Annotated in this window: 11 protein-coding genes; 5 read left to right on the forward strand and 6 right to left on the reverse strand. The window is 44.3% G+C overall.

Going from position 1 to position 13,062, the window contains the following annotated elements; all coding sequences use genetic code 11:
• The first annotated feature begins 10 nt into the window (after window positions 1–10).
• A complete protein-coding gene (locus LEP1GSC047_RS16455; protein WP_010417251.1) occupies window positions 11–2,407 on the forward strand; it encodes a sulfatase family protein in 2,397 nt (798 codons plus the stop codon).
• A 96-nt stretch (window positions 2,408–2,503) separates the two neighbouring features.
• On the opposite strand, the gene LEP1GSC047_RS16460 is transcribed toward LEP1GSC047_RS16455, so the two are convergent.
• A complete protein-coding gene (locus LEP1GSC047_RS16460; protein ID WP_010417250.1) occupies window positions 2,504–3,811 on the reverse strand; it encodes an OmpA family protein in 1,308 nt (435 codons plus the stop codon).
• 118 nt (window positions 3,812–3,929) lie between these two features.
• Here LEP1GSC047_RS16460 and LEP1GSC047_RS16465 point away from each other — a divergent pair, with 118 nt between their 5' ends.
• Window positions 3,930–5,027, forward strand: a complete 1,098-nt coding sequence (locus tag LEP1GSC047_RS16465; RefSeq protein ID WP_010417248.1) for a helix-turn-helix domain-containing protein — start codon at window positions 3,930–3,932, stop codon at window positions 5,025–5,027.
• Between the two features lie 742 nt (window positions 5,028–5,769).
• Window positions 5,770–7,533 (forward strand): alpha/beta fold hydrolase, encoded by a 1,764-nt coding sequence (locus LEP1GSC047_RS16470; protein WP_010417246.1) that lies wholly within the window; start codon window positions 5,770–5,772, stop codon window positions 7,531–7,533.
• Between the two features lie 32 nt (window positions 7,534–7,565).
• Here LEP1GSC047_RS16470 and LEP1GSC047_RS16475 read toward each other — a convergent pair whose 3' ends face one another.
• The 3 genes from LEP1GSC047_RS16475 to cutA form a co-directional block, all read right to left on the reverse strand.
• A complete protein-coding gene (locus tag LEP1GSC047_RS16475) occupies window positions 7,566–8,150 on the reverse strand; it encodes a hypothetical protein (protein ID WP_010417244.1) in 585 nt (194 codons plus the stop codon).
• The gene (locus tag LEP1GSC047_RS16480) at window positions 8,147–8,764 is read right to left on the reverse strand and encodes a hypothetical protein (protein ID WP_010417242.1); all 618 of its coding nucleotides are present in this window, start codon (window positions 8,762–8,764) and stop codon (window positions 8,147–8,149) included. Before LEP1GSC047_RS16480 ends, LEP1GSC047_RS16475 begins: the two co-directional genes overlap by 4 nt.
• A 108-nt stretch (window positions 8,765–8,872) precedes the next feature.
• Complete coding sequence (gene cutA, locus LEP1GSC047_RS16485; RefSeq protein WP_010417240.1) at window positions 8,873–9,190, reverse strand: divalent-cation tolerance protein CutA; 318 nt, start codon at window positions 9,188–9,190, stop codon at window positions 8,873–8,875.
• A 100-nt stretch (window positions 9,191–9,290) separates the two neighbouring features.
• Here cutA and LEP1GSC047_RS16490 point away from each other — a divergent pair, with 100 nt between their 5' ends.
• Window positions 9,291–10,181 carry a patatin-like phospholipase family protein gene (locus tag LEP1GSC047_RS16490; protein ID WP_010417237.1) on the forward strand — a complete coding sequence of 297 codons (891 nt, stop codon included), beginning with the start codon at window positions 9,291–9,293 and terminating at the stop codon, window positions 10,179–10,181.
• Window positions 10,182–10,261: 80 nt separating this feature from the next.
• Here LEP1GSC047_RS16490 and LEP1GSC047_RS21910 read toward each other — a convergent pair whose 3' ends face one another.
• Both LEP1GSC047_RS21910 and LEP1GSC047_RS21915 read right to left on the reverse strand, forming a co-directional pair.
• Entirely contained in the window at window positions 10,262–10,411 is a 150-nt protein-coding gene (locus LEP1GSC047_RS21910) for a hypothetical protein (protein WP_020989067.1), read from the reverse strand.
• Between the two features lie 715 nt (window positions 10,412–11,126).
• On the reverse strand, window positions 11,127–11,291 hold the full coding sequence (locus LEP1GSC047_RS21915) for a hypothetical protein (protein ID WP_020989161.1): 165 nt from the start codon (window positions 11,289–11,291) through the stop codon (window positions 11,127–11,129).
• Window positions 11,292–11,864: 573 nt separating this feature from the next.
• Between LEP1GSC047_RS21915 and LEP1GSC047_RS16505 the strand changes: the two genes are divergently transcribed.
• Entirely contained in the window at window positions 11,865–13,028 is a 1,164-nt protein-coding gene (locus LEP1GSC047_RS16505) for an acyl-CoA dehydrogenase family protein (RefSeq protein ID WP_010417232.1), read from the forward strand.
• The last annotated feature ends 34 nt before the right edge of the window (window positions 13,029–13,062 follow it).

Consider the following 13,062-nt stretch of genomic DNA (forward strand, 5'->3'; position numbering starts at 1 on the left):
TTTTCCGATCATGATTCCAAATAAATATTATCAACGTTTCGTTTTTTTCCTACTAGGAATTTTACTTTGTGTTCCGAACTGTCGAAAAATCATTTCACGATCTTTCGGAGAAGAGAGTGTAAACCTACCGGTCTGGGACGGATTGAGATCGCTCTCCAAAACCGGAAGCGCATGCAAAGGCGATGCGGAAAAAGAAATTAAAAAGATCGCCTTTCATTATAAGAAAAATCCTGCGCGTTATTCCGATCTGTCGAGCCGAGACCGATGGAGAAATCTTCAATTTACGATATTATTAGATAAAGAAAATCTACTGAACGATTCCAGAGATAGCCTCTTTCTGTTCGAAGGCGGAGATTGTACCATCTCTTCCGAGTTTACAAAAAAAGAAGCGAGACTCGCATCAGAAAACGACATTATATTCTCCTTTTCCGCGACTATACTCTCGGCAAAAGGAGAAAGGATTCGCTCTTCGGGAAGATTAGAAGTCAAATTCGGAAACGAAATCGTTTTTAGCGAAACGATTTCGGGACAAGGAGATTCTTGGAAAGAATTTAAAATTCCGTTAACAGGAAATGCCGCAAAATTACTAACCTCGGAGAGGAAACCGGATTGGAGCTTTCGTTGGATTCCCACCGAAAAAGATTCCTTCGTTTTTATCGGAGAACCGCTTTTATTTTCGAAAGTACTTTCGCCCGAGGACTGGGGCCCTAAGGAGAATCTCATCCTGATTGTCGTAGACGCCTTGCGCCCGGATCGCCTCGGTTTCGGAGGTTCGCCTGTTCCCACTAGCCCCGTGTTGGATCGTCTCGCATCTCAATCGATCGTATTCGAAAAAGCTTTTGCCAACGGAAATTGGACGAAACCGTCCATGTTATCCTTTTTTGCTTCCAAGATCGCTTCGGAACTCGGAATGGGAAACGCTTGGTTCTATTCCACGAATTTACATAGGAAGATTTTTTATTCCAAGAATCCGGAGACGCTCGTAAACCGCCTCAGAAACGTCGGCTTTGTAACCGCAAGTTTAATGAATAATGTTTTCCTACTAGACTATACCGGCGTCGGAGTGGATTTAGGCTTTCATAGACTGTTTCAACCCGGAAAAGATAGGGCGGATACGGAACTAATACTTAACGAATCCATAAAGTTCTTGAGAGAGAATAGGAATCGGAGATTTTTTCTTCACATAAATATTAACACCCCGCATTATCCGTATTTACCGGAGCGAAAATATCTGGAAGCATTGGAAAAATCCGTTCCTGCCGAAGTCTGGAAACGTTACGATCCTTTCGTTCGAAAATACATGGCAGAAATATTATATACTGACGAAGTAATCGGTAAGATTCTAGACGAAGCCAAGAGAAACGGCGTTTATGATAAGACCTGGATCGCCGTCGTCGCGGATCACGGAGAACTACAGGAGATGGAACATTATTATCACCATCATTTCGTAGCCGAAAATCTTCATGCCCATGGAGAAAGTCATTACGAAGAGGAAATACGTGTTCCCTGGATTTTACATCCTCCCGAATCGTATAAGTCTCGTATCAAGAAGTGGAAATTCGAAAAACAGGTCTCTCTACTCTCCTTATTCCCGACGTTAGTGGGCGCAATGGGATTTCCCTGTCCCGAAAGTTCCTGCTCCGGTACCGATTATTCTTCGGCGATGTTCGGAGAGAAGGGAGCGGACTTCGAAGAAGTCGTTTATACGGAAGGACGATTTTCGGAATCGATCCGAACGAATGAATTAAAACTAATACGCAGATATCCGGGCTACGATACCGTTCGTCGAACGAGAGAAGGAGCTCCCCATTCTATGCCGGAAGAACTTTACGATCTTACCGCGGATCCTCATGAGATGAAGAATCTCGCTCCGGAAAAATCTCCGTTACTGGAAAAAGCGAGAGCTCTTCTGGCTTCCAATAGTTTGAAAAAGAATTCATTTGTCCTAAAATTACCCGCCTCGGAGAAAGCGATCGTTCGTAAAATCGATCTTTTTATAGAAGGCGGAATTTATCGTTATTATTCCGATTCTCCTTTTGAAACCGTTCGAGCCGAGCATCGAAATCTTTCCTTAAAAGTGACTCAGCCGCCGGGAAAAGAGGTCGTTTTGAGAATAGATACGGTTGAGCCGACGTTTCGATTTAGACTTTCCTTATGGAAAGACGGCAGATTCGAGGATTACAAATCCGGAAAATGGGGATTTTCGCCCGAGGCGGGAAATCGGGTTTATGCAACCTCCCCCGAGACGGTCGCGTCTTCTAAACTTCCGTACGAATTTCGCTCTTCGACGGTTCCTTACATCTATAACGACGCCGGACTATCCGGAAATTCCGATTCCCCCGACCAAGCGGCTTTAGGAAAAGAAGTCCGGAAAGTTCTGGAAAGTTGGGGATATATTCACGAATAAATCGAATTCGAGAACCGATCGAATCGCTTGCAAAAAAGCGAATCTTCGTATCGTTTATACGAAATCGTTAATCGACTTCCCGGTCATACTTACTCGCTAATCTAAAACGATGGTAATGTCTACCCTTCGATTCTTAGCTCTAGCTTCTTCGGATGAGTTATCCGAAATCGGTTTGGATTTCCCGTATCCGCGATAAGACATTCGAGTCTGCTCAATACCGTGAACATCCCGAAGTTCCTGTAGTACCGAAAGAGCTCTTTCTTGAGAAAGTTTTAAATTATATTCCTGGCTCCCTCGATCGTCCGTGTGACCGCTGATGCGAATTTCCTTGTCGGGATATTTTTTAAGTGCGCTCGCGATCTTAGAGATTATTTCCTTGGAAGATTCCTGAAGATCGGAGCGATTCGTATCGAATAAAAGATTATCCAACGATAGCGTAACGCCCTCTTCGGATTTTCGTACTTCGACAGGGGGGCGATTTGCCGGTTGATCTTTAGCCGGTCCTTCTTCCCATTCGGGCCAGTGCAGTCCGTTTCCGTTAGAAGCCGGTTTCTTTCCCGCCGGTTGCGAGGATTTTCCCCGGATCGGTCCCAATATCTTTTTCACTTCTTCGGCAATTTGATCCTTATCCGGTTCGCTCAAACTTCTTTGCTTTGAATAAAGTCCATGAACGTCGAAAGACATTTCCTGGGAGATCCCATTCGGATAGAGAAAGGTATAAACTAATTGAATGTGCTTGTACTGGGGAATTCCCGCATCGGCGTCGAAATAGACCTGCCCCTTTGCAAATCCGTAAATCTTATAAGGGACTCCGGGCGCGGAAACTTCCGAATCATGTAAGAGCGAATACGTGTATTCTATCAACTGAGCTCGGCCTTTTTCGCTCGCGTAAGTCCAGTCCTGGGTTCCCTTAAAGGAGTACTTAGCTTGAACCGGAATTTCTATCCTCGATTGCGAAAATTGAAAGCTCTCGGTCGCCGGTTTGATCCATTCGCTTCCTTTTTCGACCGCAGTCTCGGAAAAACTAGGAAGCGAGCGTAGATTCGGCATAGCATATTTTGCCGGAACCTTGTATTCGCCGAGATCCGTTATAAGAAACCTGCTTTTGTACGTTCTATCCTTGTAGAATGCCGGGTCTACCTGCGGAAACTTAGTATAAGTATCGAAAATTCCCGCTAATTCGCAACCTTCCGAATCGCATTTCTCGGCTCTCAAGACGATTCTGTTCTTATCTTCGCGCCGAATAATTCTAGTACCTTGGCGAGCCTGAACTTTATGATACTCGTTTAGTTCCAAGTCGTCCCCGGTTTTAAGCTTCCATCGGAAAAGAGTCGCTTCCTCCGAAAAAATGGAAACAGGAACCATTATCAGTAACGGTAATAAACTGCGAAGCAAGGAAGCCATATTATTAATGTCGATGCTTCCTGAAAGAAACTTAGGGTGAATTTCTAAAAAACAAGGAAATCCATAAACACACTGAAAGAAGTTGACATCCTATCCATTTCAGAAATCTCCTAAACAAGTGATTCCTTTACTCCAGGAAATAGTTTTCTTCGGAGCAATCTTTTGCCTACTTCTTGGAATAGGCGCCTTGCTTCGACCCGAACGAACCGTTACTTTCAAAATTCTTTTTTTACTTTCTTTCAGTGTCTCGGTGCAATTTTTCTACGTATATTTTCTTCTGAAGGAGATTTATTTCGAACCTTCGTTTTTAAATCATCTGCATATTCCTTTCGCGTGGGTTTTAGGACCCGGAATGTATAGCTTATTCTCCGTAACGGTCCAAGAATACACTTCGTCTAGATCCGAAATCCGTTTTTATCTCCCTGGCATTCTACTTTTACTAGGATTCCCTTTCCTTTACCTAATATCGCCGGAGCTATTTACGCCAAGACCGATCGATTACTTTGCAAAAGGAAATCCTAGTTGGTTGGATATCCTACTAATTCTTGCCTATATAGTTAACTTAGTATATTATTTAATTGTGGTGTGGAAAACCCGCACCTTATTTCGGCTCGAACACTTGAAAACGGAGGCGGGTGCGAGAATTTTACTGTATATTATCCTAGGGAGCGGAAGTATAACGACTATCCTTATCACATCCTATATTATCCGGGATTTGGATCTTTTATTTATCGCGACCGTTAGTACTATATTCTACGCGGTAGTCGGATACCTGGCGCAATTGAGCTTTCCTCAAATTTTCCATGAAATCGGACCATCCGTTCGCGAGGCGTACAGGAATTCTAGATTGGAAGGAATGGACCTACAGGATTTAGGGACTCGCTTATCCGATCTAATGAATCGTGAAAAACTTTATCTGGATGAGGATTTAAGCCTCGCCTCTCTCTCCATTAAATTAGATGTCAAGCCATATCAATTATCGGAATATTTAAACCAACACCGGAAAACCAATTTTTCCCGCTTTGTAAACGGATATCGTGTGGAGGAAGCCATCCTACTCTTAAAGCGGGAAAATGGAGCCAATATCCTTTCCGTCGCATATCGTTCGGGCTTTAATTCCAAAGCGACATTCAATCTTGCCTTCAAATCCGTCACAGGCGTTTCGCCTAGGGACTATATTCGAACGAGAGGACAGAAGACAAGTAAACGTGGTTAGAGTTTAGGTATTAGGCCTTAGATGCAGTGAATTTTTTCGGAGTTCCAGCAGGATCATGGGATAGGAGATCTGCCCTCTCCTAACTCCTAATCTGTGGGAACCTCATGGCCCCGGAGAGTAGAATTTACTTAAAAAACCCCGCCCTTTGGGTGGGGGCCGGAGCGAAGCGGTGGAAAAATTCCTCTACCACAAAACGATCCTCCTGACAAGAACTTTTCCAGAAAGAATTTAGTAGGAGCTCCCACTCAGAAGACAGAGGACTGAGGACAGACGCGTTCGCTTTGCTCACGCTAGACAGAAGCTGCTTGAGGTTTGGAAAGCAGCTGAGGTAGAGGACCGATCTACTGTAACACAAGAATCTTTCTTTAGAACATGGAAACTCCGTTCATCAATGTTTTGTCCTCTGTCTTCTGAAAGTTGGAAAGGTAATAGAGGCTGAGGAAAGATCTACTATAACACACGAATCTTCCCCTAGAACAATGGAAACCCGGCTCACCAATGTTCTGTCTTCTGTCCTCCGTCTTCAGTCCTCTGCTCTCTGCCCTCTCTCCTCTGCATATTATTTTATATCAAACCATATCCGTTTAGAGAATTCTAATAAAAGGTCTTAAATCCTTAATTAAGACCTTTTATTCGTCTAAAATAAAAATCTCAGACGATCGGAATTTTTTCCCTGTTATACTCCTTCAGCATTAAGCGAATCAAAATGGCCTAGGCCAAAAAGCTTAAGGAGAAAGAGAAAATGAGAATTGGATATCGAACATTAGTTATGCGAATCTGCATAGCTTCCCTTACTTGTATTGCGGGTTTTTCTTCCTGCAAAAATGAGTCGGGAAATTCATCGGGACAAAATGCAGCGTTCCTGGCAGGACTGATTCCGGGCGTCTCTCAGCAGACTCAAAACGGGGCCTCCGTTAACGGAATTACACCCTCTTCGTTTAGCGCCAGTGACACTGCTTCCCAAATCAATGCGGCTTTTGCTCAACAGAACGACGGAAGTTTTACTTTCGACGATTCCATAAAAGTTACGGCACAGGATGGAGTAGTTCTCACGGCGAATATCTTTAAACCTGTGAATCCTCCCGCCGGAGTAAAATACCCTGCTGTGGTTTTTGTAAATAGTTGGGCGTTAAATAAGTACGAGTATCTTGTTCCGGCCGCAGTACTCGCCAAAAAAGGTTACGTTGTCCTCAGCTACAATACGAGAGGATTTGGAACTTCCGGAGGACTAATCAATACGGCAGGTCCCTTAGATCGCCAGGATTTAAGCTCGATTTTGGATTGGCTTTTGGCGAATGCACCCGTCGATGCGGCAAACATCGGAATCGGAGGAATCTCTTACGGTGCGGGGATTTCTCTCATCGGTGTAAGCCAGGAGCCTCGTATCAAAACCGCGGTGGCGATGAGTGGCTGGGGAGATCTAAAACGTTCCCTTTATGGAAACAGTACTCCACGTATCGTTTGGGGACTGCTACTCATAGGTTCCGGATATTTCCTTGGGCATATGGATCCGATCATTGCCCAATACTTCCAGAACCTACTCTCTCAAACGAATATTGCCGCAGTAACCGCTTGGGCTCAGGACAGATCTCCGGACAATTTCATCGCACAGCTGAATGCCGCGGGAAAACCGGTTTATATGTCCAATAATTTCGAGGATGATCTCTTTAACCCGAATGAGATTCTGGATTACTACTCTCAACTAACGGTTCCTAAGAAATTGGATCTGAACGAAGGAATTCATGCATCCGCCGAAATCCCGGGAATACTTGGATTGTCCAACTACGTTTGGAGCAATGCCTATGATTGGTTCGATTATTGGCTCAAAGGAGTCAATAACGGGATCATGAGCAAGCCTCAGGTGAGTTTCCAGAAGAAATTTAACGGGGATCGGGTCACCTTTCCTTCCTGGCCTTCGCCAACCGTGAGTCAAAGAACGTACTACTTAAAGCCGAGAGGTTTTTTTACGGACGGACAAATCTCAACGACTCAAAATACTTCGAACGCGAATACCGGAATTCTCTCCGGAGCCGATACCCTGGCGACGAGCGGAGTTCCGATCATTTCGGATATTCTAGCCGCTCATCTTGACGTACCGGTCACGGTTCCGATCGGCTTAATCAGTCGAATCAACGGTATCGTTTATCAGTCGGATACGTTGACCAGTACGATAAAAATTCGCGGTAAGATTTTTTGGAACGGAATTGTTTCTTCTTCATTAGGAAAAGCGAATATAAACGTTTATTTTTATGACCTAGACACTTCCGGAATCGGAACTTTGATTACGCATGGAACGGCGACGATCTTCGATGCGGCCCCGGGAGAAACTCGCAATTTATCGGTCGATCTAAACGCGGTAGCTTATGATTTGCCTGCAGGTCACAAAATAGCGATCGCGATGGACACGTATGATCCGCTGTATTCGGTTCCGACCTTGCTTATCTATGCTCTGAACGTAAAACATAGCGCTAGTCAACAATCGACTCTGGTGATTCAATCGGAGTGATTCTCCGTTAGAACTAAACTCTTCGCAGGCTCTTACACCGAGCCTGCGTTCTTCTTTGCGCCGACGACGAATGACTCCAGAATGGCCCTAAAAATCGGTTCGTCATCCTCGTCCTTAGTATCGCTTGTTTGAGTCGTAAAGAAAATGGAAACTCCCTTAGGCTGCGAAAAATAAAAACGATTCAAGTAGGTGAATTTCCCCGCTTTATAATCGACCGTGTATTTTTCCCTTGCCGCTAAAACGACTCCCTTAGGAAGATTTTCGTTCAAGGCCTCGATTCCATCCTCGATCACTTTCGTTTCCGGATTGTTCCTGGTAAAAAATTCTTTCTTCTTTCCTCTCATGCTATCTATCGTAGAAAGAAAAAACGATTCGTCGGTTTCGGAATAGAGAACGATCACTTGAAAGATGGCTTCTCCATTCAACATGTCCAAATTGATTAAACGGGTCCTGGTTTTTCCTTCCTGAAATGTCTCATCGGAACTAACCTGCCAGCCTTTCGGATACGAGAACTGAATTCCTTCCCGGGAATACGTTTCCGTAAGAACAGGGATCTTCGCTTTTTTACACGAAACGACGATGATCGAACAGGCGAATAATGCATAAACTAGCTTCATGCATTTTCCCTTTCTTTCCGCCACTCTAGATAATCGGGAAGTTCCGCTAATTCGATGCAACCCTCCTCATCGGGATCGTCAGGAATCGGTCCTATTTCGAAATGCTGGATTTCTTTCGGGAATTCCTCCTCTCCCAGGACCGTTTCCAAAAGAATAGTAACGGCCGTTCTTAAACCTGGATGATCCGCGATGGGTTCATAATCGGGTACGCATACTTTTAAACCGAACGATTCGGGCTGTTGGGGATTTTCGAGGGGTAAAAACCAAATTTCTTCCGAGTCGAATTCGATCCCTTCGTAACTTAACGTAAATCCTTCGGATTGAGAATGGTCCGAGGAGAATATTTCCCAGCCCGGAATTTGAGGAGCCAGATCGACGAATCTCTCCGCTTCTGCGTAAAGCGACTCATCCCCGGCGGTAATTATGGTCAACTCCTGGGGGCCGCTCTCCTCGCCGGCGATTTCAAAATAGAACTCCTCGTTCACTTCCTGGAGTCTATCCATCAATTCATCAAAGAGTCTGTCCCGATCCTCGTCGTCGATCCGATCTATTTTAGAATATGCAGAATGTTCTTTTGCGAACCATTGCCAAAATTTTTCCGCTGCATCGTTCATTTTTCGCTCCTTCCGAGAATACCTTTAAGCACAAAGAATATAATGAAAATCGTATTTATTCTTCGAGACGATCCAAATGTTTAAAGAAATCCGATAAAAAGGAAACTATTATTTTATCGTTTCCGTCCGAATCCATTCTAAATACTCTTCGTTTCCTTCCTGTATTTTCCAACTTACGATGCAGGGAACGGTATAACTATGCATCGATTTAACTCTTGAAATCACTTTGGCGGATAAGTCTGATCGGGTTTTTAAGAGTAATACGGATTCCTCGTCCTTTTCTATATTTCCCTGCCATCTATAAATGGACCTGATTTTTGGGATTATATTCGCGCATGCGACGAGTCTTTCCTCTACGAGAGTCTCTCCGATTTCCAATGCCTCATCTTCGTTTTTAGTGGTGATATAAATCGTCCGAAATTCCATGCGCTATCACTACGCCCTTTCTCTAAGAGGAAAAGTCGTTTTCTATCGCTCTTGTCTTTCAAAATTCCGGAATAGGCGATTAAAACGGCGGGGATAAAATATGGACAGGCAAACGGCATGCTTCTACCACATTCCCATGGCCAAGTCCCCTACGATCCTCGTCAAAAAATCCTTTGATGCTTTATCCTTGAATTCGGCGTTTTTCGGTTTTTTTGCCCATTCCGGTTTTGTCCTCGGCTTAAAGGAAATCGGCTTTAAACCGGCAAAAATAACCGGATCAAGCTCGGGAGCCTTGATCGGTTCGTTAATCGCTGCAGGAATTCCACCGGAAGAAATCACCCGGTTTATCCTCACTTTAAAGAAAAAGGACTTCTGGGAGGGGAATCTATTTTCTCAATTTATAAAACCGTTTAGAAAGGGTTTGAAAAAATATTCCGGGTTTTTAAGCGGGAAGCGAATCCGGGACCTTTTGGAACCTTATATAGGGGGAAAAAACCTGAGGGACTTCCCTACTCCGATAGGCTTAGCGGTTTCGAACTTAACCAAAGGGATCCGGGAACTCAGGACGGAGGGGAATGCGATCGACCTAATTTTAGCTTCGATGACGTTTCCGTTACTATTCGAAATTCCGGTTATCGACGGAGATGAGTTTTTGGACGGAGGCGTAGTCGACGCTGAACCGATTAAAGAACTAATCTTAGATCCAAGTATAAAGCGAATTATTACTCACGAAATCGACAACGGGAAACCTAGCTCGAGTCAGCCTTTGCTTCGGGCCTTCGATGCTTCCGTCAGCGTCATCAGCAGCGAAACCCGGGAATTAAAGGACCTAATTGCCCGAAAGTACGGAAAAAAAATCATTCGAGTCATCACGAAAACACCCTATCTTCATCCGAACAAAATGAAGGAAGGTCGATTAGCTTTGGAATTAGGAAGACGATCCGCTCATTCCCATAAAGACTCTATTTTATCGAGTCAAGGAACAAAATAGAAAGGACCATCCAACCGCGCGTCGGATGATCCAATTCCTTCCTTACATCCAATCGATAGAGAGAATATTCTCTTTCCGAATCACTTCTTGTGCTCTTTCTTATTGTGTTCCGCTTTGTGAGTTTCTTTCTTAGCTTCTTCTTTTTTTGGGGCTTCTTTCTTTTCTTGCGCGTGAATCGCAAACGTTGCAAGCAAAGAGAGTGCAGTTAGAGTGAGTACTAGTCGTTTCATTGTGTTCTTCCTTAAATCTTAGTTCCGATGAGTGAGTAAACTCCTCCTCGGTGATTTTAAACGTTTCCGTTTCGAGTCAGATTTTACAATTTTTTTTTCTGTTATATTAAGTATATAATCGCTTTAACAGAAAAAATCCGCTAAATTTTCCAATTTTCGTGAATTTATCCAGGTTATTAGATTTTGTTTTGGACAGAATCCCTTGAATGCATTCCGGGTTTCTTAGGACGGAGGCTTTTTTTCGAACCTAAAAATCAAGGGCCAAGTTCGACCGTTACGAAGTAAAAATCGGCCGAAAATTCTTATACTAATTTCGAATATAATTTTGAAGGAAAGGAGAAAGAAAATTTCATTCGGAGTTGCTTTAAACATTCGTCTCCCAGCTATGACGCGTCAGGCGGAATCGGTGTTCCGGTCATTCTCTAAAGAAATCGTTTTCGGGAAAAAATAGCTGACAGGTTGCAAAACGGGGTCATTTATACAAATTAGGGCCCAATTTTTTTGGGGTCCTATCGTCGCTTCACACTTAAGTCCGGTGCTAACGTAGTTATTTCGTTAGACCGGCTTTTTTTTACCCACTCAGTTTTAGCGACGTTTTTCGATCCACTGCGAGTCCGAAAGCCTTTCTTGAAATAAAAAGGGCCGCCCTTTCGGGCAGCCCAGTTGTCGCTTCACACTTAAATCAAGCGCGAAGGGCTGAAGTCCGTTTAACGGATTACTTCTTTTCCTCTTTTTTGTGGTGCTCTTTTTTGTGGTGCTCTTTGTCGTGGTGTTCTTTTTTAGCTTCTTCTTTTTTAGGAGCTTCTTTTTTTTCTTCCGCGCTGAGAGCAAAAGCTGCAACAAGAGAGAGTGCCGTAATGGCGAGTAGAAGTTTTTTCATTGTGTTCTTCCTTTTTTAATTAGCCAATTTAGATCGTTCTAAGTCGGCATGGGATATGATAATTTCTTATGAAACCTAACGACAACAATCAAAATTCACTATCCTATATAAAAAAATGCTAAATTGAATATCCGGTTTTCCGGCCCGAATCGGCAAAAAAAAAACGAAAAAAAAACTTTCCAGTGGAACGAAACGAATCCCTAAAAAGGTCCTAGCGCGAAATTTATTTTGTCTCCAAAATCCCGGGACCTGGAAATAAATTTCCGAACCGAAAACCCTTTTAGATCGCCCGAATTTCGGCAAATAATGCCAGTTTACGAAGATCTCGTCTCAAAACCGCAGAATGTACGTTCTTGACTTCGGAGCCTTCCGGCTAGAACCTGTTAACTTAGGGTTCCTTAGGGAAGTTCCGCCTATCCCGTCTCGCTTAGCGAGGCGCCTAATCGTAATTCTGCTCCAATTTCCGCCGACTCGTGCGAACGGCCAAATTGGGTCCGTTCGGGATGGGATGAAAAAAGCCAATTTATCCGTCCGTTCCCGGAGGCCCGAACATCCCATATAAGGTTATCGAGAATGGATTTTGCACTGTCGGACGATCAGAGAGCTCTTCGGGATCTAGCCCGCGACTTTTCTAAAAATGAAATTCGCCCCAAAGCCGAGCATCATGATAAGACGGGGGAGTACCCCTTACAAATTTTAAAAAAGGCCTGGGAAATCGGCCTCATGAATATTCATATCCCCGAACAATACAACGGGGCCGGAATGAAAGAGCTGGATGATGTAATCATAGGAGAGGAACTTTTCTGGGGTTGTTCGGCTATGGCGACGGCCATTTTAGCGAATAATCTGGCTTTGGCTCCCGTTTTAATCGGAGCCAGTGACGAGGTTCTCAAAAAATGGGTCCAACCGATGACCGAGCAATTCCAACTTTGTGCCTACGCCGTGACCGAACCCGGCGCGGGTTCCGACGTAGCCGGAATTAGAACCACGGCAAGAAAAGTAGGCGACGAATACATTATTAACGGTTCCAAAATGTGGATTACCAACGCGGGTTATGCGGATTGGTTTTTCGTATTAACCAAAACGGATCCTGCGGCGGGGCATAAAGGGATTACCGGGTTTATCGTTAGTTCGAAAACTCCCGGGGTAATCGTCGGTAAGAAAGAGTTGAATATGGGACAAAAATGTTCCGACACCCGCGGAATCACGTTCGAGGAAGTGAAGGTTCATAAAAGCCAGATGATCGGAGGCGAAGGCGACGGATTCAAAATCGCCATGGGAGCCTTTGACCATACCCGCCCTGGAGTCGCAATCGGAGCAGTCGGTGTGGCCAGAGCTGCTATGGAACATGCTCTGGAATACGCTAAAACTCGCGCGGCATTCGGGAAACCGATTATTGAGAACCAATCCATTTCATTTATGATCGCAGAGATGGCTCGCGATATCGAAGCCGGGAGACTTCTTTGTTACCAAGCGGCATGGTTGATTGATCAAGGATTTAGGAATACCTATCAGGCATCTATCGCCAAGGTATTCTGCGCGGATTCTTGTATGAGAATTACGACAGACGCGGTCCAGGTTTTAGGCGGATACGGATTTAATTCGGAATATCCAGTGGAAAAACTGATGCGAGATGCTAAGATTTTCCAGATTTACGAAGGAACCTCCCAAATTCAACGTTTGATCATTTCCCGGTACCTGTCCGAAGGAAAGGGAATCGAAGGACCGAACCTCTGAAGGAATTCTCCCTTACATACGACGAGTTTCTGAA

It is taken from the genome of Leptospira inadai serovar Lyme str. 10, from assembly GCF_000243675.2.
Lineage (GTDB): Bacteria > Spirochaetota > Leptospiria > Leptospirales > Leptospiraceae > Leptospira_B > Leptospira_B inadai.